At 40.0% G+C, this 26,289-nt stretch carries 5 protein-coding genes; all 5 read right to left on the bottom strand.

Annotation, left to right across the window (positions count from 1 at the left end; all coding sequences use genetic code 11):
• Nucleotides 1–4,770: amino acid adenylation domain-containing protein (locus WAO84_RS13820; protein ID WP_340066516.1), on the bottom strand; the 4,770-nt coding region annotated here is incomplete at its 3' end.
• The gene (locus WAO84_RS13815) at nucleotides 4,767–11,312 is read right to left on the bottom strand and encodes an amino acid adenylation domain-containing protein (protein WP_340066515.1); all 6,546 of its coding nucleotides are present in this window, start codon (nucleotides 11,310–11,312) and stop codon (nucleotides 4,767–4,769) included. The genes WAO84_RS13815 and WAO84_RS13820, both read right to left, overlap by 4 nt.
• Nucleotides 11,309–16,237, bottom strand: a complete 4,929-nt coding sequence (locus tag WAO84_RS13810; RefSeq protein ID WP_340066514.1) for a condensation domain-containing protein — start codon at nucleotides 16,235–16,237, stop codon at nucleotides 11,309–11,311. Before WAO84_RS13810 ends, WAO84_RS13815 begins: the two co-directional genes overlap by 4 nt.
• A gap of 149 nt (nucleotides 16,238–16,386) precedes the next feature.
• On the bottom strand, nucleotides 16,387–19,716 hold the full coding sequence (locus WAO84_RS13805) for a non-ribosomal peptide synthetase (RefSeq protein WP_340066513.1): 3,330 nt from the start codon (nucleotides 19,714–19,716) through the stop codon (nucleotides 16,387–16,389).
• Between the two features lies 1 nt (nucleotide 19,717).
• A complete protein-coding gene (locus WAO84_RS13800; RefSeq protein ID WP_340066512.1) occupies nucleotides 19,718–26,287 on the bottom strand; it encodes an amino acid adenylation domain-containing protein in 6,570 nt (2,189 codons plus the stop codon).
• Between the last annotated feature and the right edge of the window lie 2 nt (nucleotides 26,288–26,289).

The following is a 26,289-nucleotide window of genomic DNA, read 5'->3' as shown; positions in this document are numbered from 1 at the left end:
TTTAAACAGATCTACTACTGTCTTATCCCTGTCATAGTCTAACTTTAATGAATTGAAGTCCTCAAGGATCAATGTACGGTCTTCATCAGATAAAATATTCAGGGAGCGAACAGGTTCCTGAGGATTGCTAACAATATCAGATATCAGGTTTGTAAGATGTCCGAATAACTGATTTACGTCTGATGTGGCATATACATCTGTATTGAAAAGTACACTTACGTCATATCCATTATCAGTTTCTATAAAATTAAAGACCATATCAAACACACTGGTAGCAGGCATATCTCCCAGATAAGGTTGCACTTCCAGTGCATCCATTTTCTGTTGAGCACCTTTTAAGGCCACTTCTTTGTTTTGTACAATAACCTGAATATCAAAAAGCGGGTTTCTGCTCAAATCCCGTTTAAAGCCCAGTGCTTCTACCAACTCATCAAAAGGATACATTTGGTGTTCATATCCTTCAAGTACTGTTTGTTTTACTTTGGTGAGAACATGTATAAAACTATCTGTAGCTTCAAACTGGGTTCTCAGCGCCAGTGTATTTACATAAAATCCTATTTGTCCCTCGAGGTCTATGTGTTCCCTGCCAGCCATAGGAGTGCCTATGGTAATATCGGTTTGTTGGGTGTAGTGATGACAAAGTACTTTTACAGCACTCAAAAGCCCCATAAATGAGGTAGCACCACTTTCCTGAAGCAGTTTTCCAAATGCCTCACTGAGGTGTTTTGCTATTTTGCCGTGATAAACAGCACCGCTATAGGTTTTTACAGGGGGTCTTTTTTTACTTAAACTAATATCCAGCACGGGAATTTCTCCGGAAAACTTTTGAAGCCAGTATGTTTTATGGCTGTCCTGAATGTCTCCGCCTAGTTCCTGTAACTGCCACAGAGCATAGTCTTTATATTGAATTCGCAATGGAGGCAGCTCTGGAGATATTCCTTTTACCAATGCATTGTAGCAATGTAAAACATCCTGCATAAGTACCTGTAGTGACCAGCCATCGCTAATAATATGATGAATGGTAAAAGCAAAGATCCAGGTGTTTTTACTCATTTTGAATACCCCTGCCCTAAGTAAAGGCCCTTTGGAGAGATCAAAAGGCTGAATGAGTATCTCCTGCAAATGATTTGTAAGGTGGGTATGCGAATTGTTTTTATGTGAAAGATCGGTATAACTCAACTGAAAACCTATCTCTTTTTGAGATCGTATTACCTGTTGTACAGTGCCATCTTCTGCTTCTCTGAATACGGTGCGAAGGATCTCGTGCCGTTCCAGTACTTTATTAAATGATGTAGCAAAAGCTTCCCTGTTCAACACTCCTTTAAATTCATAAACCCCTGGCATATTGTATGCGGGATTAGCATCTTCAAACTGGCTCAGTATCCACAACCTTCTTTGTGTGGCAGAAAGGGGATAGCTATCGGCAGGTTCGGCTTTAGGAATGAAGGTAAAGTGAGAAGCGGCCGTTTCTTCTACCAGTTGCGCCTGTATTTCTAATACCGTAGCGGCAAAAAAATCTTTGAAAGGGATTTTGATCCCGAAATCTTCATGTATCTGATTGATAAGCCGGGTGGCTTTCAGACTATGACCTCCCAGTTCAAAAAAGTCATCGTACTTCCCTACGCGTTTGATACTGAGTACAGTCTCCCATATTCGGGCCAGTTTTTTCTCGGTTTCGGTTTCGGGTGCTACATAGGTTTCTTCTGATTGTGGTACGGTTATTTTGGGAGCCGGAAGTTGTTTAAAATCTACTTTGCCGTTTGCCGTAAGCGGCAATGCATCAAGTATTACAAAATGATCGGGGATCATATGTGCCGGCAACACTTTTGAAAGGCTATATCGTAATCCTGAAATATTTAAAGAAGGGTCACTTACCACATATGCCACCAGTTCCTTAAGTCCGTGATCATTTTCATGGGCCCTTACTATGGCCGATTCTATTTCGTTTACTTCCTGTAAATGATGTTCTATTTCTCCGGGCTCAATACGGTACCCGCGGATCTTCATTTGCGTATCTTTCCTGCTTACAAAATCTATAATCCCATTTGCGCGTACCTTAGCCAGGTCACCTGTTCTGTATAATCTTTCTTCTTTATAGGGATTATTAATAAATTTTATAGCATTCAGTTCCGGTTGATTAAGATACCCTTTAGATATACCATCACCTCCAAGAAATAATTCTCCGGTAACACCTATGGGACAAAGTTGTAAATCTTCATTAAAAACATAGGCGGTACTGTTATTTATTGGCACTCCTATGGGGATGGCAGTATTTACGGGTGCCTGTATTTGATATGTAATTGAAAAAGTAGTATTCTCTGTAGGCCCGTAAGCATTTATTAAAGTAAGTGCCGGATAGGTCTCGGAAAGTTTTTTGATATGTTTTACTGATAAGCGATCGCCCCCGGTCAAAACGGTTTGCAAACTTTTAAAAAGCTCTATATGGTCATCTACCAACAGATTTAACCAACCTGAAGTAAACCACATAACTGTTACTTCTTGCTCACGTATAATATGGGTTAACCTGTCATAATCTAACAATGTATCCTGATCGCATAATACCAGTTTACCACCATTGAGGAGCATACCCCAAAACTCAAAAGTGGTCGCATCGAATGAAAAAGCCCCGGTAGATAATAAGGTTTCTTCCTCTGTAAGGTTTATATAATTGGTGTTTTTCACCAGCCTTATTATACTTTGATGTGCTATCATAGCCCCTTTGGGCTGGCCGGTAGATCCGGAAGTGTACATAACATAGGCAAGGTGATCGGGTTCTAGGTCCCTAAGAGCAAACTCTTCTGAAAAAATAGTGCGTTGCGATTGGAATTCCTGAAGTATCTGGTCTTCAACAAGAAGTTTACAGGCACTGTCTTCCAGCATATGAGCTACCCTTTCTTTTGGATAATCGGTATCTATGGGAACATAGGCAGCCCCTGCCTTAAGAGTTCCCAACACGGTAATAAGCTGCCATTCGTTTCTGGGCAAACGGATGCCTACAAAGTCTCCTAACTCTACCTGATGTGCGGAAACCAGATAGTTAGCAAATGAATTTGATAACTGCTCCAGTTCTGCATAACTCATATGCACATCACCACTGATAATGGCGATCTTATCTGGTGTTTTTTCTGCCTGCCGGCGGAAAAGTTCCGGTATATTGCTATCACTCGGGTAAGCCACCTTTGTTTTGTTGAACTCTTCCAGCAACTTGTATTCTTCTGAAGCGCTCAGAAATGGTATCTTATTTACAGGGGTGCGTGGGGTATGCGCCAGTATATCTATAATTTGTTGCAGGTGCATGATGAGCCTGCCTGCAGTCTCGTGTGCATAAATATCTTTATTATATTCCAGTCTAATATTCAGGTCGGTGCTGGTTTCTTCAAAAGAGAACAAAAGATCAAATTTACTTCCTACCAGTCCCATGGTTTCATAGGGTTCTACTGAGAACTCTTCAGACATTTCTGAAATGTTGCTCAATCCGCCATTGGCATTTTGCAATACCACCATTACGTCAAACAAAGGGCTGCGGCTAAAATCATGTTCAATTTTAAGAGCTTCCACCAACTCATCAAACGGATAATTCTGATGATCATACGCATTCATAGTAACGTCTCTCACCATTTCAAACATCTTCTGAAAAGGGTCTTTACGATCAAAGCGTAATCGTAATGCGAGGGTATTTACATAAAAACCTATTTGATCTTTAAGGCTGGTATGTTCACGGCCTGCTACCGGACTTCCTATAATGATATCTTCCTGAGCAGTGTATTTATGGAGTAATACCCCTACGAGTGCTACGGCTCCCATAAAGGAGGTACCTTTATTTTCACGGCACCAGTCTTTAAATAACCGATAAGTAGTGGCATTTACACTTCCCGTAATATACCCTCCGTTATAGGTTTTGGTTGCAGGTCTTGGGTAATCTCCAAAGTGTGCCAGAACTGGTAATTCTCCTTCAAATTGATTTTTCCAGTAGGCGGCCCCTTTTTCAAAATATCCTTCCTTTAATCTTTCCTGTTGCCATACAGCATAATCTTTATATTGTACTGTTAGTGGTGGCAATGTAATTGACGTTTGCTTTGCGTAGCTGTAATACAACAGCATCAGTTCCCGTATCATTACCTCCATAGACCACCCGTCACTGATAAGGTGATGCATAGTGCAATAAAATATAGAATCTGATGGAGACAAGCGAATGAGTTTTCCACGTAGTAAAGGGCCTTCTTCCAGATCAAATTTTACCTGTAGATCTTCTTTTATAACGGCATCTACGGCTTGTTCCTGCGCGGTGGTACCGGTAAGATCTACCTCTTCTAATCTAAAATCCAACTCCTCAGGCTCAAGGATATACTGCCGCACTTCGTCTGTATCTTCCCTAAACAGGGTTCTCAATATTTCATGCCTCTCTATGAGGTCTTTGAATGCTTTATCTAACCTGGTAAACTCAATTTTTCCTTTCAGTTTAAAAACACCGGGCATATGATACGAAAGACTGGCCTCTTCAAACTGACTTACTACCCACATGCGTAATTGAGATGATGAAAGCGGGTAATGCTCCGATTTTTCTGCCGGAACTATGTCTTTTTTATTGGTATCTGCCGCCTCATCTTCATCAAAATCAGACAAAAAATGAATAAGTGCCTGTTTATTTTGCCGAATCTCGGATATGATTGCCGGATCAATCTCAGCGTTGTTAGTAAAGAGCTTAAGCTCTCCGTCAACCAGCTTTAATAAGATGTTCTGTTCCTGAATTCGTTTGAGTAATTCTTTCATAGGTCGATGTTTATTTCCTTTAGTGTCTCACTATTCTCTTCAAGTTCACGTTGTTTTATAAGAAAGGCTATCTGCTCGCTAATGCCTCTCACTGTAGGGTCCTCAAAAATGTTCTTTATCCTTATTTTTACATCATACACCCTCTCTACTTCCATTAACAAACGCGTAACGGTCAGGCTGTGCCCCCCTAACTCAAAGAAGTTATCGTTAATTCCAATTTTCTCTCTCTTGAGAAGTTCTTCCCATATAGCTACCAGTTGTTTTTCAATATGATTCCCCGGTGCTTCATACGGCACTCCGGAAGCTACCATCTCACCACTTTTAAGACTTAGCTTACTCTTATTGATTTTCCCATTGGCCGTGAGTGGCACCTGTTTTAGTTTAATGAATACAGAAGGGATCATATACCCCGGCAACTGAGCGGAAAGATGTGCTCTTATCTCAGATGCGTTTAAAGAAGCATTACTGGTAAAATACGCTATAAGCTCTTTGGGTTTTCCTTCTTCCTGATGAATATCAACTACGGCAGATAGGATATTGGCGTGGGTTTGAAGTGTACTTTCTATCTCACCCAGTTCAATACGATACCCCCTTACTTTGACCTGTGCATCTTTTCTCCCTACAAACTCAATACTTCCGTCTGAAAAGCATTTACCCAGGTCGCCTGTTCGGTACATTAATACCTCGGGTTTAAAAGGGTGTGGCACAAACTTTTCACGGGTAATGTCGGGATTATTAAGGTATCCGCGTGCGAGGCCGGAACCGCTTATGCAGATCTCTCCGGTAGCCCCGTAAGGTTGTAATTTGCCTGCCTCATTAAGGATCATTATCTGACGATTGGGCCAGGGCTCACCAATAGATACTTTTTGTTCTGTGTCTGCCACTTTAAAAAATGTACTGCAAACGGTAACCTCACTGGGTCCATACAGATCATACACCTCAACTTTTCCTATAAAATATGTTACGAAAGACTTGTTAAACTTATCGCCACCACTCAATACCAATCTTAAATTGTTTAAATTGATTTCCAGCGAATTAAGCTCATTGAGTGCCTGGGGTGTTGCACTAAGTACAGTGGCGTTATGCTCTTCTACTAATGCCTTCAGTTCCCCTATGTCCCTACCACCGTTGGTTCCCATTAAAAGAGTGCTCCCTCCCAATAAGGCTGGGAAAATCTCCATTACGTGCATATCAAACGAAATAGATGACTGTTGGATAACCCGGTCTTTTTCAGTTAATCCAAATACTTTTGCATATGCTTGGGAAAAATTGGCAAAAGAGTGTTGTTCTATCATAACTCCTTTTGGTTTTCCGGTAGATCCTGACGTGTATATAACGTATGCCAGCTGGTGGGGTGTAATAACCGTTTCCAGGTTTTCACCAGAATACGATGCCTCGTTTTCAAGAAATTTGGTGATTTCATCACGGTTTAGAACGTAACGACACCCGCTTTGTGAGGTCATAAATGTTTTACGGTCTTCCGGATATTCTATATCAACAGGTAAATATGCAGCTCCTGTTTTAAGTATAGCGAGAAGCCCTATCACCAGCCATTCGTTTCTTTCTAATTCTACCCCAACAATAGCATCTTTTTCAAAAGCTCCTTCTCTGGTAATAAATCTTGCCAGTTTATTAGCTTTGGCATTCAGGTCTGAATAACTTAATGAGCGGTCTTCAAATACCAGTGCCATTTGTTCGGGAACCTCGGTTACCCGTTTCTCAAAAAGGGTAGTAAAACACTCTTTTTGATAGTTTGATCCTTCTGTCTTATCAAAAAGGGCCAGTATTTCCTGTTGTTGCTCATGGCTTATCATGGTAAGCTCATTAACCGGCATATCGGGAGATTTGGTTGCGGCTTCCAGGAGATACTTAAGATCTACCAGCAGTTGTGAAACGGTTTGTTTCTTGTAAATATCTGTATTGTACTGCATATCTACCTCAACAACATCGTCTATTTCCCTAAAATCGAAAGACATATCAAACTTGCTCACTTTATGTGCTTCCTCTTCATATCGGCCTACTCTGAGTCCTTCGATCTGTTCGCTGCTATACTCTATATATGTATTGGTCGCATTTTGTAAGGCAATGGTAATATCAAAAATGGGATTGCGGCTCATGTTACGCTTAATGTTCAACAGTATCATAAGCTCATCAAAAGGAAAAGCCTGATATCTGTATGCGTTAAGCGACTGCTCCCGTACATTCTTCAAAAGTTCTCTAAAGCTATCAGTCCCTTTCAATCGGGTTCTCAAAGCCAGTGTATTGAGGTAAAACCCTATTTGCCCGTCAAGGTCTGCATGTTCTCTGTTGGCAATAGGGGTTCCAAAAATGATATCTTCTGAATTGGAATATCTGTACACCAGAATGTTTAGTAATGACAACAGCCCCATGAACAAGGTGGCATCCTGCTCTTTACATAGGGCCTTAAGTGCAGCCGTTTGTTCTTTATCAAAACCGGTACGAACTACACTGCCATTGTACGTTTGTATTAAAGGGCGCGGATTATCCGTTGGAAGCTGTAATACGGGGAGATCACCTCCTAACTGTTCTGTCCAGTATTCCCGATGTGCTGCAAAATTCCCTTCTTCCAATTGTTTTTTCTGCCAGCAGGCATAATCTTTATAATGAATTCGCAGAGGAGTATATTCAGGTTCCCTGTTGTTTATAAAAGCATCGTAGTTACTCAAAAGCTCGGTGGTAAAAACATCTATAGACCAGCCATCACTAATAATATGATGCATGACATAACTAAATATCCATTTGTTCTCTTCAACCGTATATGCTTTTGCTTTTAATAAGGGGCCCTTGGAAAGATCAAAAGGCAGTGCAGTGTATTCAAGTATCTCTTTTCTCAGTTTTGCTTTTTGATCAGAAACATTTCTAAAATCTGCTACTTCTAACTGAAAAGGCATTTCTTCCGGTTGCTTCACTACCTGATAAGGTACTCCGTCATCATCGGCCCCAAATACAGTTCTTAAACTTTCATGTCTTTTGATGAGTGTATTGAAAGCTTTGGTAAGTGCTTCAAAATCCAGATCACCTTCAAATTCAAAAACGGCGGGCATATTATACGCTATGTTTGCTTCTTCAAACTGGCTCAATATCCATAGTCTTGACTGCGAAGATGATAAGGGATATGACTCCTGTACGGGTACTGCCGGGATCTCTGCATAAGAAGTGGTCAATGCATTTTCTATTAGTTGTGCCTGCCCTTCCAGGGTTGTGGTAATAAAAAGTTCCTTGAGTTCAATTTTAACTTGGAATTCTTTATGTATCTGACTGATAAGCCGGGTTACTTTCAGGCTGTGCCCGCCCAGATCAAAAAAGTCATCATTGATACTAATTCTTTCTTTCTGAAGTATCTCTGCCCATATCCCGGCAAGTTTCTCCTCACTGGTATTCCTGGGCGCAATGTAATTGCCCGATTGGGTAAGGTTGGACTCTGCAGGATCTGGTAAACGTTTTTTGTCTATTTTCCCGTTAGACGTAACCGGGAACTCATTTACCTGCACATAATATGCCGGTAACATATATTGAGGAAGACGCTCTTTCAAAGCGTTATTAATATTGGTCACAGAAATTTCTCCCGGTGACATGAAATACGCTACCAGTTCTTTTTCGCCAGCCGTGGCTTCTCTCACAGTCACTACCGCTTTTTCTATAGACTCTAAATTGAAAAGTGCATTTTCTATTTCACCGAGCTCAATACGATGACCACGCACTTTTACCTGGTGGTCTTTTCTGCCCATAAACACGATACTGCCGTCAGGCATCCATTTACCAAGATCCCCAGTTCTATAGAAATACGCTCCTTTTATATAGGGATTCTCTACAAATTTCTCAGAGGTAAGATCATCCTGTTTCAAATACCCTTCAGATAAGCCGTCACCTCCAAGGCATATTTCTCCTGTAATACCTACGGGTACTATTTTATCATTAGCATCTAATATATATGCCGTGCTGTTGGCTACAGGCCTCCCAATAGGAATGGTTATTGTATTTTCGGGAACTGTCTCAATGGGGTAATATGTAGAGAACGTGGTGTTTTCAGTTGGGCCATACACGTGGTGCAGCCGTACTTTAGGATACTGCTCTTTAAATTCCCGAACGTGTTTTACAGAGACCAATTCTCCTCCAAACAAAATGTACTTCAAATTTTGCAAAGAGTTGAGCCTTGCTTCTGTAATAGTATTAAAAAACACAGTGGTAAGGAAAAATGCACTGATATTTTGTTCTGTAATGAGAGCTTCCAGTTTGTCCAGGTCTAGAAAAACATCTTTAGATGAAATTACAAGTGTTGCTCCGTTAAGCAAGGGCATAAAAACATCAAAAGTAGAGCCGTCAAAAGAAAAGTTGGAAAGCCCCAGTATAGCATCTTCCTGGTCTATCTTAATATAATTGGTGTTTTTAACCAGTCGTATTATAGGTTTTTGAGTAATTACCACTCCTTTAGGGTTCCCCGTAGAGCCGGAAGTGTACATTACATAGGCTACTGATTGCGGATCTGTGTTCACAGTATGTATAGTGGGTTCACATTCCAGAAAACTCTGCTCTACATCTACCGCGAATATGGTACCTTCGTAGAAGTCTCCCAACTCAAACATGTACTCTGTCTCGGAGATAAGAAGCCTGAGTTCGGTATCATTCACAATGTATTTTTTTCGTGTATTGGGAAGTTCCGGGTCCAGCGGCACATATGCTGCTCCTGTTTTTAATACAGCCAATATACTTAGTACAGACCATTCGCTTCTGTTGAGTAGGATCCCCACATAATCACCAGGTTCAATGTGATATTGCTCCTGTAAGTATCGTGCCAATTTGGAAGATATTTCATCAACCTCTTGGTATGTAAGTTGTGTATTTTCAAAAACTAATGCGATAGCACCGGGATGTTTTACTGCCTGCTCCGTAAACAGTTGTACAAGCGTTTTATTTTCCGGGTAAGGCGTTTTGACATCGTTAAATTCAAAAAGTATCTGGTACTTTTCTTTTTCTGAAATAAACTCTACTTCTTCCAGAGGTAGCTGAGGGGTATTTAAAAGCTGGTGCAACAGGTCCCGAAAGTGAAGCATGAGTTTTTCTATCATAGCCTGCTCATACACATCGGTATTATAGTTAACCATAAAATGGAACGCATTCTCTGTTTCTCTAAAATGCAATTCCAGATCTATTTTACAGGTAAGAGGCCCGAGATCTGTTATCGTTTCATTTTCTATATATTCTTCTTTATCAAAAGCATGTTTATCATATGTGTTGTGATAGGTAAGAGAAACATCATATACAGGGCTTCTTCCCTTTTCATAGGTCAAATCAAGATCTTCTACTACTTTATCAAACGGATACTCCTGATGGGTATAAGCTTCCAGGGTCGTGGTTTTAACTCTTTGAAAAAACTCGGTAAAACTCTCTTTACCATCTACCTGGTTACGAAGGGCCAATGTATTCACATAAAAGCCTATTTGATCTTCAAGATCTGCATGATCTCTGCCGGCTACGGGACTTCCTATTATAATATCATTCTCAGAAGTATATCGAAAGCAGAGTACATTCCAGGCGGCGAGCAACCCCATAAACATACTTCCTCCCTGTTCCTGACTAAATTTTTTAAGGCGTTTGGTCGTGGTGACTGACAAGTGGGTTCCCAGGCTTTTCCCTGTAAAGGTTTTGGTTGCGGGTCTGAATTTTGCTGACGGAAAATCAAGAACGGGTAGATTTCCGGATAATTTTTCATGCCAGTAGTTTCTGTGTTCCTTGATACGATCTTCTTCTAAATAAGAGCGTTGCCATACGGTAAAATCTTTATACTGTATATGTAATTCAGGAAGCTCGGGAGTGGTTTTGGTTTTCTGTGCTTCATAGAATGCCAGTATATCTCTTGCAAGAATATTCATTGACCAGCCATCGCTTATAATATGATGCATATTGTAATAAAAAACATAGGCATCATCAGAGATCTGTAGAAGTGCTGCCCTGAAAAGCGGGCCGTTCTCCAGGTCAAAACTGTTATAAGAATCGGCTTCCAGATAGGTGCTAACCAAATGACTGGTGTTTGCATGTTCTCTAAAATCCTGATAATCTATTTCAAAGGAGAAGCTGGCTGCGGGCAATACCCATTGTCTTACCATACCTTCTTCATCCATCCTGAAAACGGTTCTCAGGATCTCATGTCTTTCTACTACGGCTTTCATAGCCTCTGTAATACTTTCTGTGCTATATGATCCTTCCAGATATACTTTGGAGGGCATATTGTACCCGGCAGCGCCTTCTTCATATTGACTCATTATCCAAAGCCTGCGCTGTCCGTCAGAAAGCGGATAACTTTTGGCTTCGGGAGCGGCGGGTATGCGGGTATCTTTCTTTTTTCTGGTACTAAGGCTACCGGTTTCAATAAGATACGCTACGATCTCTTTTTTATTCTCTTTTATTTCCTGTAATAGAGAAATGTCAATGTCTATCTGATCAGCAAAAAGTTTTAGCTCCCCGTCAACAATGTCTAAAACAATTCCTTCCTCTGTAATTCGGTTTAATAAATCAATCATCATAGTGAAATTTCGTTTAGTGTGGTTTTTGATCTCAATTTTTCCTGTTGTTTTAGAAAGTTTATTTGAGAAGCCAGGTTTTTAATGGTTGGAGAAACAAAAAGGTTCTTGATGTTTATTTCTACATCAAACTCGCGGTTTATTTTGGAAAGCACTTTTGTGGCTTTTATACTGTGCCCTCCCAGTTCAAAGAAATCATCTTCTACCCCTATAGGTTCATGTATTTGTAACACTTCCTGCCATATGGTAACAATTTTTTCTTCGGTTTCGGTACTTGGAGGTATATATTCCTGTTGTGCCCTAAAGGATCTACTATCAGGGTCTGGAAGTGCTTTTTTATCCAGTTTCCCGTTTACCAGTAAAGGAAAGGCATCCAGTTGAACAAAATAAGCAGGTAACATATACTCGGGCAGGTCTTTCCCTAACAACTTTTTAAGAGCTGCAGGGTTCTCTTTCACTTCTGAAACTATATAAGCTACGAGTTCATTTTCCTGAGATTCGTTAGTTCGCGCTTTAACAGCTACCTGTTTTATCTCAGTTTTTTCAAGAAGACATTTTTCAATTTCGCCGGGTTCTACGCGATTACCTCTAATTTTGATCTGGTCATCTTTTCTTCCCATAAATTCTATATTCCCGTCAGACAGTCTGCGTCCCATATCACCGGTCCTGAATAAACGCTCTCCTTTTACAAAAGGGTTTTCAATAAATTGACCGGTATTTTCAGAAATACTATGCAAATATCCTGCAGAAACACAATCACCACTAATGCAAATCTCCCCGGTTACTCCTACCGGAAGCAGGTTTAAGGAACTATCCAGTATATATACTTTTACGTTCTCTATAGGTTTGCCTATGGAAACATTTTCAAAATGTTGCAGTTTGGCGGGTAGATGTGGTCTGTTTTCAATTTTAGCAGCGAGATACCTTTGCTCTTCCAAAACAGAAGAGAGATCTTTCCGGTTGGTATAAGGATTCATAAAAACAGCCCTGAAAACAAGATGTCTTTCGTGATTCCCTGCCTGTTTTATTTTGGTATAGGAAACAAAAGTGTCCCCACCGTTAAATTGCTCTTTTTGTATTTTCCGGTTAAGATCGTTCAGTAAAAGAAGTTCTTCTTCGGTAAACTGTCGTTTTCCCCGCAGCGCTATCGGAATATATCTGTAGAGAACTATATTGAGGTCAGGCCTGTAAAGAAGCTCAAACTCCTGGTGCTCTTCTATCATTCTGGCAAATTCCTGAGCTAAGGTATAATTGTGACGTATTACCTGAGCGAACCCTTCTTTCCCTAAAACCCTGAAGGCTGCGTGTAACATGAGACTCATAAAATTACGCGATCCCTCTACGGTAAAACGTCCCAGATCATAACTTCCCTTTCGCGCCTGATAATGCGTATTATTCTCTGAAGCATTGGCAAATGAAGGGTCTTTGAAGAGACATACGCTCAGGCCAATAGGCATATAAAACTGTTTGTGCGCACATATAGAAACCGAATGGGCAAGGGCTATTCCTTCAAATTTCTTTCTAAGGGTATCTTCTACCAGAAAGCCGCCTCCAAATGCAGCATCTATATGATAATGAATACCAAATTCTTTTGCCTTTTCCCCGAGTATTACCAACGGGTCTATATTACCCGACTCTGTTGCTCCTGCTATCCCTACTATTCCCAATACCAGTGTTTTTTCATTCTGCAATCGGGTAATGGTATGGTTGAGTTCCTCCCGGATCTCTTTATCGGTTTTACCTTCAAAATCCAACGGCACAAAGGCATCCTGCCCTAACCCCATGAACTTTAAAGCCTTATCGAAAGAATAATGGCACCAGGAAGACCCCAACAGGACTATGCCTTTATACCCGTAAAAGTCCAGTGCTTTTACCAGCCCTTCTTTTTTAACACCTTGAAATGCTGCTTTGGGTCCTAAAGCATTGTTCAATGCATAGTTAAGCGCCATTAAATTAGACATGGTACCCCCATTGGTAACAACTCCTAAAGCATTATTAGGTGATTGTACATATTGACTGTAAAATTGCGGAGGGTTTTGATATACAAGGTTGTGAAAGATCCCTATTACCTGCCTCTCTATTAATGTAGATACCATAGAGGTTTCTATCTTTACCTGGTTTTGATTAAGGGTAACCACTAACGCATTAATTTCTCTGAAAATAGCGGGAATACGACTCGCCATATGCCCTACGAAAGAAGTGGCTCCTACATTAACCGTATTAGGTACAATCTTTTCATGTAAAAAGTCTAAATAAGCATCAATAGTCATATCAGACTCAGAAGACACTCTTAAAAAATCACTATCTTCTAAAAGTTCTTCCCAGGTAGAAGCTACTATCTTTTCAGAATACTCATGAGAGGATATCAGTTTGTCTATACGCTCTTTTGCCGAATGTTCAAAAAGAGCGAAATCTTTGTATTTATTATACTCATCATAAGTGTCATAGTAAGTGGCATCTGCAGTTACTTCGGTAGATCCGTAAATATTAATAAGGCGAACATCTTTGCTGTGGAAAACCGAATAAAATTTTTCTACATCACTTTTTCTAAGTACTTCTCCACTACTTATCCATATTTTAAGCTGCGCCAGACTTTCTTCGGCAAGCTCTCTGTGTGAAATAATCTCTTTTAAAAGAGAAGGCACCAGCACAATGCGTGAAACTTGATGGGTGTACAGACTTTTAATAAATGACGGGATATCAAGTAGCTGCTCTTTTTTGTAAAATACTAAAGGGATTCCCTGTAAAAGAGGCCCGTAAAGCTCCCATATATGATCTACAAAACTTATAGAGGTTTTGGCACAGCACACTTCTCCCTCGGTAAAAGGATACTTATTCCACATCCAGTTAAGGCGATTATTTACACCCGATGATGTAATTAAAACTCCTTTGGGATATCCGGTTGAGCCGGAGGTATAAATAATGAATTCTATATCGTGATCTTCATTATAATTGTAAGTAAAACCATCGTTCTCAAAAGCATTCCAGGAAGCCATATCATCTACCGCTATCCCGTCTATAAATGCTGTACTGTTACTGTCTTTAATAATATAGTCAACTCTGCTTTTGGGAGTTTTAGGATCTACGGGAACGTACACAGCCCCTATTTTCTTAATGGCTAACAGTACAGGCATCAAATGCTCATCATGATCGAGCAGTACTACTACATTATCCCCTTTTTTCACGTTCAAGATCTTGCTCAGGTACGCAGCATAGCGATCTGAAATCTTGTTGAGTTCATAATAGGTAAGGCGTTGTTTTTCTGTAATAATTGCTATAAAATCCGGAGTTTTGTGTACCTGTTCTGCAAACATCTTTATAATAGACCTGTACCTGGGGTATGCTGCTTTTGTTTTGTTAAAATCGAAAAGCAATTCAGCTTTTTCCTCTTGTGTAAGGAAATCCACATTTTTAATTTTGGTCTCAGGGTTTTCTAATACACGAACCAGTAACTGTCTGAAATGGTTCATAAATGACTGCATCATTTCATCTTCATAGACATCGGAATTATAGCTCAGCTCAAAATGTAACTGGTCTCCCAACATTTGAAAATCGATATCGATATCAAATTTGGGAGCACTTTTCCCTTTAGGGACTACCTGGTTAAGTGCGTTGCTTTCTTCTTCAGGAACCTGGATATCTTCACTCAGGTTTTGAAAGATCATCATGATGTCAAATACCGGATTTCTGCTTACGTTCCTTTTTATATCCAGATCTTCTACCAGCCTGTCAAAAGGATAGTTCTGATGCCTGTAGGCATTGAGCGTATTCTCTTTTACTTTCCGGAAAAAAGTATTGAACGAATCCTCAGGTGCTATCACATTTCTTAGTGCTAATGTATTCACGTAAAATCCGATCTGATTTTTCAGGTCGGCATGTTCTCTTCCTGCAATAGCGGTTCCTACTACCAGGTCTTTTTGAAAAGTATATCGGTACAACAATGATTTGAGTACGGCTAAAAGCCCCATAAAAATAGTCCCTCCCTGATCCTGAGTATAGGTTTTTAGTGCTTTTCCTATATCTTCGGAAATTAACATGGTAAGAGTAGCCCCCGTATTTGTTTTAAGTGAAGGCCTTTTTTTAGATGACGGTAAGCTTATGGGAGTTATGGTTTCTCTGAAAAGATCTTTCCAGTAGGCTTTATGGGTCTTAGATTCTTCGTTTTCCAACTGCGCCAGTTGCCAGACCGTATAATCTCTATACTGTATTTTAAGCTGCGGTAAAACAGGTTCTTTTTCTTCTTTTAGCTTTTCATAAAAGGTAAATACATCATTAGCCAATACCTGCATAGACCACCCGTCACTTATTATGTGATGCATATTGTAGTAAAACACGTATTGATCCCGGGTTATTTGTAACAGAGCTGCTCTGAATAATGGCCCTTTATCAAGATGAAAGGGCTGCAGAGTATCTTTTTCCATAAAAGTATTTGCCTCTGTAATGCCTCCTTGTTTGAAATCGTGATAGCCTATCTCAAACTGAAGATCTTCAAAAGGAATGATCCACTGACGTATTTCTCCGGTAGCATCCTCTTTAAAAACGGTTCTCAGTATTTCATGCCTTTGTACCACTTTATAAATGGCCTTTTTAAATAGTTCGAGATCATAGCTCCCGTCAAGTTTTATTTGAGAAGGTATGTTATAGGCCACCGAACTTTCTTCAAACTGACACAATACCCATAATCGTTTTTGGGCATCAGAAATTGGATAGCTTTCAGCTTCTTCTACTCTTGGGATCTGAACAAAACTTTTATTAGTATTAAAAGACTTTAAATACGTGAGTAACTCCTCTTTATGGTCTTTTAGTTGTGAAAGGGTATGGGCATCTATTTCTTCTGACGAATGAGATATTTCCAGATTTTCACCGGTTACGCGTAGTTGAATTCCTTTTTCTCTAAGTTCTTTAACCAGATAAGCTATGCTTTTCATTGATATAAAGTTTTAATGGGTGTTTTTGGTTGTTTTTTTCTTTTTAGCTGCTGGCTTAAAATTTATCATAGCACAAGCATGCTGAACGCCATTAGCGCCAAAAAGATAATTTTATAGTGGTTTGATTTAAATTATGAGAACTCTGAGGATCAAATAATTACTTTTTTGGTTTTCGTAGTTTCTCCTGATTTTTTTAACCATTGGGAATTTTCTATATCAAGGGCCAGTGCCTCAATGGTGGGGCTCTCAAACAAGGTATCCATATCTATTTTGGTATCGAATTCTTGATGTATGAGTGACAATATTTTAGTGGCTTTCAGACTGTGTCCTCCCAGATGGAAAAAATTGTCAGTGACTCCCACTTTTTCTATTCCTAATTCGTTCTGCCAAAGTTCTGCCAGTTGTGCTTCAGTATGGTTTCTAGGGGCTACGTATGGGCTCTTCAGTCTGTCTTCTTCTTCAACTCCTGGTAAGTTTTTACGATCTATCTTACCATTTGAAGTGAGCGGAAACTCTTTCACTTTTACAAAGTGGGCGGGCTGCATATATGAAGGGAGCTTTTTGCCTAATTCTGCTTTTATATCAGAAACATTAATTTCCCCGTTGGCAGAAATATAAGCCACTAATACTTTCTCATGGTTAAACTCAGATACAGTAATCACTGCCTGTTCTATACTTTCCAGAGATATTAATGCCTGTTCTATCTCTCCGGGCTCGATACGATACCCTCTTATCTTTACCTGATTATCTTTCCTCCCTAAAAAAGCCAGATTTCCATCGGGTAACCATTTCACAAGGTCACCGGTGCGGTACATGAGTTCTTCAGGCATAAAAGGATTCTGTACAAACACAGCATCAGTAAGCGCGTCTCTTTTAAAATAACCTCTGCTAATACCTTCTCCTGAAAGATACAACTCCCCCACAGCACCTTTGGGGAGCAACTCCATATGTTCTGAAAGTACATAAGCACTGGTGTTTTTAATGGGCCGGCCAATAGGTACTGAGTTTTTACAGGGTTTGTCAATCCTGAAGCAAGTACTGTACGTAGTATCTTCTGATGGCCCGTAAAGATTGCGAACTTCTATTTCTGATAGTGGCAACCTGCCGGTGAGTGCCGGGGGAAAAGGCTCTCCCGCTACATTGAGAACTCTCACACCGGAAAATGAAACATGAGTGTCCAAAAGCATAGTTAATGCCGAAGGAACTGTATTAATAAGTACCCCGGTATCCTGAGCGAGCCCGTCTTTAATGCTAAGAGCATTATCAAGTATCCTTACTTTTTTTCCTATACTTAAAGGAAAGAAAAACTCAAAAACCGAAAGGTCAAAACAATGAGAGGTAGTTGCATAAACCACCTCAAAAGTTTCATGATCAAACTCTTCTTCGGCCCAGTCCAGAAAAGCAACTACATTGCGATGCTCTATCATCACACCTTTGGGAAGCCCTGTAGAACCGGAAGTATAAATAATATACGCCAATTGCGAGGAGGTTATTTTATGTTTGGGAGATGTAGTCTCCAGTGTATCACGTACGGTTCTGTATTTCTCGAGACACTCTTCATCTATGGTAAACTTACAGCCACTGTCTTTTTCTATATACGCTACCCTCTCTTGAGGATAAGTAGTATCAACAGGTACATAGGCACATCCCGCTTTAAGAACGGCCAATAATGAAATAAGAAGCCATTCATCACGTGGAAGCTTCACTGCTATACGATCTTCAGGAGCCAGAGCCAGTGACGAATGTAAAAAATGCGATAACCGGTTGGCTTCTTGATGCAACTCCTGGTAACTCATAATGCGATCGCCAGATAATACCGCCGGGGCTTCAGGCATGGTCTTTAATGGTCTTTCCAGCATTGCTATTAAAGTACTCTTTTCCGCTTTTAGAGGAACCCGGGCACCTTGACAGGAAAGTAATTCCTGTTTTTCTTTTTCTGAGAGCATATGAAGCTCCCTAATTGGTTTTTCCGGCTCAACGAGTACACCCTTTATAAGATTTTGCAAGTGTTCTGTGAACCTTATGGCAGTTTCTTTTGAATATATGTCGGTATTATAAGTAAGTGCTATTTCAAGTCTGTTTTCTTTTTGTGTAAAATCAAATTGCAAATCCAGTTTGCTGGTTACCACTTCTTCTCCCAAATGGGTAATATGCAGTTCTTCTCCTACTGAATTAAGATCGTATCTTTCATTGTTTTGAAGAATTACCAATACATCAAAAAGCGGATTTCTTCCCGGATCCCTTTTTAGTTCAATCGCATCTAAAAGAGTATCAAAAGGATACTCCTGGTGTTCAAAAGCTTCCAGTGTATTACGGGTTACTGTTCCTAATAGTTGAGAAAAGCTATCGGTTTCTCCAAAAGTGGCTCGAAGGGGCAATGTATTGATAAAAAGTCCTATTTGTTCCTCCAGTACTTTGTAGGTTCTTCCCGCCACCGGCGTCCCTATAACTATGTCTTTTTGAGCGGTGTATTTGTAAAGTAGGATATATACCAGTGTTAATAATCCGGAAAAAAGTGTGGTTTTTTGCCGGTTACACAAAGTTTGAAAATTGTTTGCAAGGGTTTGATCGAGATAAGCGGTCACTCTAGCACCGTTAAAGGTTTTTACAGGCGGACGCGTATAATCGCCTGTGAGGTTAAGTACAGGAAGGGGATTTTTAAATTTTGAAAGCCAATACTTTTTTTGTGTATCCCAGCGCTTCTGCACCTCCTCACTCTCTAGCCAGTGCACATAATCTTTATACTGTAAATCAAGAGGCTCAAAAGTGGTATGGGTCTCTGTTATCAAAGCTTTGTAAAACGCCATCAACTCTTTCATAAAAATGGCTATTGACCAGCCGTCTGCAATAATATGGTGCATTACATAGGCAAATATCCATTTGTTCTCTTTATACTTATAAAGTTTTGCCTTTAGCAAGGGGGCTTCCGTAAGATCAAAAACCGTTTGCGAATGTATTTTTGCCAGCGCCAAAACATGAGTTTCTGATTGATTTTGATCGCTAAGGTTTTCTATTGGCAAAGCGAATGATAATTTATGTAAGGGAGTTATTACCTGCCTCACCTGCTCAATATCTGTTTTTATAAAAGATGTTCTTAATATTTCATACTTTTCTATGAGCATAATAAACGCCTGTTCCAGTTTTTCAGGAGAAAGCTTCCCTTCCAGACGAAAAACACCCGTCATATTATAGGCTGTCGTTCCCTGCTTGAACTGGCTAAGTACCCACATTCTCCATTGTCCGGGAGATAATGGATAATCAGACCTTTCAGGGGCTTTTTTAATTACAGAAGATACCTGCCCGTTACTTTTTGAAAGTGCTGAAAGGATCTCATTTTTGTAATGTGTAATAGCTTCTTTTTCTTCATGGGAAAGATTACTAACGTTCCCTGTTAGTTTTAAATGCTTCCCGGAAGTATCTATAGAAGGTATAATGCCTTTCTTTCGTAAAAGTGAAAATATATTCTGTACTTCTTTCATGTTAAAAAATAATTTCTTCTTCTTCTCCTTCTATGGGAGTGGGATCACTATTATCAAGCCATTTTCTGTTTTTAATATACTCAGACAGATGGGCAACGGTAGGCTCTTCAAAAAAATCACCCAGATCAATTTTTATTTCAAAGTTCTCATGAATACGTGACACTATACGGGTTGCTTTGAGGCTATGCCCTCCCAGATCAAAAAAGTTATCCTGTATGCCTATGGGGTGTTTTTGTAACACTTCTTCCCAAATGGCAATAAGTTTCTCGTCAGTCTCATCCCGGGCCGGAACTATTTCCTTTTCCTTTTCCAAAACGCTCCACGGTTCAGGAAGTGCTTTTTTATCGAGTTTTCCATTATGATTTACAGGCAGTTCTTCCAGAGCGATCAGAAATGCAGGTACCATATAAGAAGGAAGCCGGGTGTACAGATCATTTCTAAGCGCAGAGATATTTTTTGATGCTGTATCTGAAAAAATGATGTAAGCACTCAGTTCTGTCTCTCTTTCTTCGTTTTGAACAGGGATCACCACAGTATCTTTAACTCCGTTCTGTAGGCGTAGCGCTGTTTCAATTTCAGCTATTTCAATACGATGGCCCCTTATTTTTACCTGTTCATCTTTTCTCCCTATATATTCCAGGTCTCCATTAGGCAGTATTCTGGCAAAGTCTCCTGAGCGGTAAAATCTGCCTTCGGGTTTTTCAAGAGTTACAAAGCGCTCTTTATTTAGCAACGGCCGGTTGTGATATCCTCTCGCAACTCCTGCACCGCCTACATACAGTTCTCCCACAACACCTACGGGCACCTGCTTTTGTTCTGCATCCAGCACATAACAACTAAGTGTGGGTATGGGGCGGCCTATATTGCTTTTACCGGCATCTATTTCTTTTTGTGTAATCTCTTTGTAAGTAACATGTACCGTAGTTTCAGTGATCCCGTACATGTTTATGTTTTTACAGGCAGGATAAGCCTTTGCCCAGTCTTTGAGTAATTGTGGCATAAGGGCCTCTCCTCCAAAGATCAAATACCGTATTTGAAGGTTCTGAGCCTTCAGTTTTGTATGATTGTGTTGTAACAAACTCCTGAAAGCAGTTGGGGTTTGATTGAGCACAGTTATTTTTTTCTCTTCCAGAAAATCATAGAATGCCATGCTGTTGCGAGCCGTAGTGGCCGGAACCATTACCAGGGTGCCTCCGTTAAGCAGGGCTCCGTACATTTCCCAAACAGAAAAATCAAAACAATATGAGTGAAAAAGTGTCCAACGGTCAGATGCATTAAAATCAAAAAGATTTTCTTCGTTTGCTATCAATCTGGTCACATTTTCATGTTCTACCAACACACCTTTAGGATTACCGGTGGTTCCTGAAGTATATATTACATAAGCCAGTTGTTTCGCACGGCATTGTACAGGTATGGTTTCAGGGCCTTTTTGTATAGAAGTCATATTTACAAACACGACTTCATTCTGATTTTCTATAAGTTCTTTGCTGGGAGGTATGTTGTACAATAAAAGTCTGCTCCCACTGTCATTTATTATATAATTAATACGATCTGCCGGATAATCAGGGTCAATGGGCACATAGGCAGCACCAGCCTTGAGAACCGCCAGGATACTGATCAGCATCCATTCACTTCTATCAGTATGGAGAATAACAAGGTCTTCCTCCTGAACTTTATATTCTGTTAGCAACGTATGGGCTATTGCACTACTTCTAACATCCAGCTCCTTATAGGTCAAAGAAGTGCCCTCTGATTCTAATGCCACGGCATCCGGATATTTTTTAACAGCAGCAGCAAACATACTTACAATGGTTGCCTCTTTGTCATAGCCTGTTTTCGTATGATCTGAACACTGTTTTAAAAACTGAATTTCTTCAGGTGATATCATTGGGATATCACGCATTTGCCGATTGGGTAATTCAACGCCGTTTTCCAGTAACTTGAGAAAATGTGTTACCATTCTGTGAATAGTATCTTCCCTGTACAAATTAGTATTGTATTCCAGTGAAAATACCATTTCTTCTTTCTTTTCTTCAAAAAGAAAAGTAAGATCGTATTTGGCGGTTCCCTCATCCGTATCCAGACGTTTCATTTGAACTTCTTCAGAAAAGTTTCGTACCTCATCACTTAGCAGGCCTTCAAAATTCTGGTAAACAACCATGATATCAAACAAGGGTGATCTGGAAGTATCTCTTTCAGGGTTTATTTGCTCTATTAGTTTTTCAAACGGGAACATTTGATGAGGCAATACTTCCTGTACCGAACGGTTTACAAGCATAGCAAATGCTTCGAAAGAAGCTTTTGTGTCTAATTGAACTCTGAGAGGTACCGTGTTTACAAAAAAGCCCGGTATTTGCTGCAGTGCTTTTGCTTCCCTACCCGCTACGGGAGTGCCTACTATAAGGTCACTATGCCCGGAATATCTGTGCAAAAGGAGATATACGGCACTGGTAAGAATACTGAATTTGCTTACTTTATACCCAGATGCCATATTGTGTACCGCACGTGATAATGACCCGGGAAGTGATATGCTGTATTTTTTCCCACGATATGTTTTTACCGGAGGACGATTGTAATCTGTTGGCATTTCCAGTACAGGTATCCCGGTATCAAAAACCGTTTTCCAGAATAACAGATGTGTATCGGTTTCTTTTTTGTTTTCCAATAAGCTTTGCTGCCAGACTGTAAAGTCTTTGTATTGTATGTTCTCTTTCTTTACCTCTTTCTGTACACCGGTAAGTATTTGTGAATACCGTTCGGAAAGTTCTTTAAAAAGTAACTCAACAGACCAACCATCACATATGATATGATGAAAATTCACTGATATCAGTTGTTTTTCTCTGCTTGATAAAACAAAACAGCGCAAAAGCGGTCCTTTTTCCAGGTCAAAGGGTACTGACTGCTCCCTCATTACACGTGCTAACATACTCTCAACGGTAGTGGCTTCGGTTAAGAACACGTGGTTCACTGTGAACACAGTATCTTTAGCAGGAATAACTACCTGCACCGGCTTCCCCTCTTTTTCCGGAAAAACAGTACGAAGGATCTCATGTTGTTTGATAAGTTCTAAAAAAGCTCTTTCCAGTATCTCTGTATCGAGTGATCCGGATACTTCAAAAACCGCATGCATATGATAAGCCAGTGAAGCTTCTTTAAAATCTTTTAAAGCCCAGAGGCTCTCCTGTGAAAATGATACCGGGTAAAATGGCCTTTCTTCTGCACGAGGTATCCCCATTTTGGAGGCTACGGGTGTTTTCTGAAGCAGTAATTCCTGTGTTTCTATAGTTGGATACCTAAATAGTTCATGAAAAAGAACATTTTTTTGAAACCTGCTTTCTATAAGCGATCTTAGTTTTAGCACGTTAAGACTATGCCCGCCCAATTCAAAAAAGTTATCTGTGATCCCAATGGTTTCTTTTCTGAATATTTCCTGCCAAAGTTCCTGAAGAATTTGCTGTACTTCATTTAAGGGAGCTATGTACTCTTGTTTATTGTTCTTTTGTGATGCCGGTAAAGGAAGTTGTTTTACATCAATCTTTCCATTGTTATTAAGAGGCATACGCTCCATTTCAATCCAATAATCCGGGATCATGTACGCGGGCAGTTTTGTTTTTAGATAAGATTCCATCTCGGTTTTCACAACAGCTTCTTTTCCAACCACATATGCCAGTATTCGATGGTCTTCACCAATTTTAGCTATTCGCACAAATGCCTGGTCTATGGTGGTATGCTTTTCAAGTGCATATTGAATTTCACCAGGTTCTATACGGTAGCCACGTACTTTAGACTGATTATCGTTACGCCCTTTAAACATTACATTGCCGTCTGGCAGCCAGTACCCCACATCACCTGTTTTGTACATGATTTTTTTCTCGAGGAAAGGATTTTCTACAAACTTTTCTTGAGTTAATGCTGTGTGGTTCACATATCCTTTGGCAACTGATTGTCCCGAAAGGCAGATCTCTCCCGGAACACCGGGTGGCAGCAAATTTTGATGTTTGTCTATTATGTACAATTGCGTATCAGATACTGGTTTCCCGATGGGGATATCGCCAGGATACTCTCCTTCCAACCTATACATGGTACTGTAGGTGGTATCTTCAGAAGGTCCGTACAGATTACGAATTTCAATAGAGTGCGTATCCAATTGTTCTGCCAGGGATAAAGGTAATTGCTCTCCTGCCATGTTAAGTGCCCTTACGGGCTGCCAGGAGATAGCATCTCCTGTAAGATTTCTCACTACTGAAGGTACTGTATTGATCATAACGTCAATATCTGTATCCAGAAAATCCGGTATCTGCATGGCAGAATCCAGTATGCGTACTGTTTTTCCCTGAACCAGTGGGAGTAATAACTCAAATACAGAGAGGTCAAAACAATACGATGTGGTAGCATATAAAATTTGGTACGGGGTTTCTGCAAACTCCGTATCTGCCCACTTTAAAAATGCGATCACATTTCTATGGCAAATATTCACACCTTTGGGTTTTCCTGTAGATCCGGATGTATATATAAGATAAGCAGAAGCTTCCTGAAGATCTTTTTCATCGGTACCATAACACAATTTATCCGAAGGCAATTGTATCAATTCTTCTATTAAAAGTACTTTCCCCTTATAACTGTCCGGCACCAAATGACAGTTATGGTTATCGGTAATCAGACAGGCGGGCTCTGCATCTTCTATTATATAGGCAATGCGCGACTTTGGGTAACCGGTATCTATAGGTACATAGGCTTTTCCGGTTTTTATAATTCCTAAAATACTTGTTAGCATTACTTCGGAACGGCCCAATAACAGCCCGATGAAAACATCTGAAGTAAATATTTCTTTGTTTAAATTATGGGCTAATATGCATGAGAGGTCATAAAGGTTTTGGTAGGTGAGCATCCGGTTTTTACACAATACTGCTGTTTTGGTACGGTTTTGTATAAAGGATGGTTGCAGAAGTGTCCAAATACTTTTTTCATCGATCTCTTTAATGGGTTTATTAAAGTTTTGCAGTATTTGCTCTTTTTGCGATGGTGTGGTAATGGCAAAATGTTTCAAGGGCCTTTCTGGTTGCTCAAGAGCCTGCTCTATAACAAACAGATATGCCGTAAACAACTGCTTAATGGTAGTCTCTTTAAAAAGTGCTGTATTATATTCTACTTCAATAAACCAGCGATGCTCACGTTCACGGTCTATATTAAATGTAAGGTCAAACTTTGAAGGACTTTCCCAGTGAGAATATGATTGATCCTTATATAACCAGGCATCCAGATAATCAATATTCAAATCATGGGGCAAACCAGCAGTTTCCCAGTTCATAGACTGAACCACTAACATACAATCAAATAAAGGATTACGAGATACATTGCTTTCTAAAGGCAGTTTTTCTACCAGGCGATCAAAAGGGTAGTTCTCATATTTGAAAGCTTGTCGAGAATGCTCTGTAATGGTTGCCAGAAATCCGGAAAATGAGGTTTCCCAATTGGTTTTCATGCGCAAGGCAAGGGTATTGACAAACAAACCTATAAGGTTTTGCCATGCGTAATGGTTACGGTTGGCCACCGGCGTACCCACAACTATATCGTCCTGTCCTGAATATCTGTTAAGCAAAAGTTGTAAGGTGGCTCTGAAAAAATTAAAAGATGTTGTTTTATGTTGGTTGCATAGCTTTTGAATACGATCAAGAAGACCCAAATCGAGATAAAACCTTGATCGATAGCCTTTAAATGTTTTAATATCGGGACGTTTAAAATCCGTAGGCATGGACAACGGTTCTGGTATTGGTGTAAATTCATTCTTCCAGAACTCTTCAAAATCTTTGTCGCCTTTTTGAGACAGTTGTTTATCATTCCACGCCGAGTACTCCTTAAACTGCACTTGCAAAGGGGTAATCTGATCATTTTTAGAATTAAAGTGTATGTTATAATACCTAAAAGTATCTTGCATAAGGATCTGTACCGATGCCCCGTCACTAATAAGGTGATGCATTCCGAGTACTAAAGTGTGAGAGGTAGCATTAACACGATAAAGTCGTATTCTTAAAAGCGGACCGTTCTCAAGGTCAAAAAACCATTGTACTGCTTTTTTAGCACATTGTTCCAGAAATAAATGGATATCTTTTTCTTCTGAATCTACTTCAATTACTTTAAAATCAAGAGGCATGTCTTCTTTTATCTCCTGGTAAAGATGCGTGTCTTTTTCTTTGAAAACGGTACGTAAAGATTCATGTCTCTGTACACAAAGTGCAAAAGCTTCCTTAAGTTTTTCCAGTTGCAAGGTCCCGGTTATGTGGAAAGCCGAACTTATGGTGTAAACCGCAGAAGCACCTTCAAATTGAGACAAAACCCAGAGCCGTTTTTGTCCATTCGTAGCCTTAAAAGGTCCCGAATGTGTAACGGGCTCTATAGTTGGCCCCTGAGAAAGTGTGCTATTCAGAAAGGCTATGAGTTCTTCTTTTTTTTCTCGTACTCTGCCAATAAGTTCTGAGGGTAACTCTTCTACGGCTCCCACAAGTTTTAGCTGCCCATTCTCAAATTTGGGTATAACATTGTATTTCTTTAAAGCTTCTATTAACCAGATCATGT

The sequence above is a fragment of the Ascidiimonas aurantiaca genome (genome assembly GCF_037646345.1).
GTDB classification, from domain to species: Bacteria; Bacteroidota; Bacteroidia; order Flavobacteriales; family Flavobacteriaceae; genus Ascidiimonas; species Ascidiimonas aurantiaca.
This window is presented reverse-complemented; position numbering and strand designations above follow the sequence as displayed.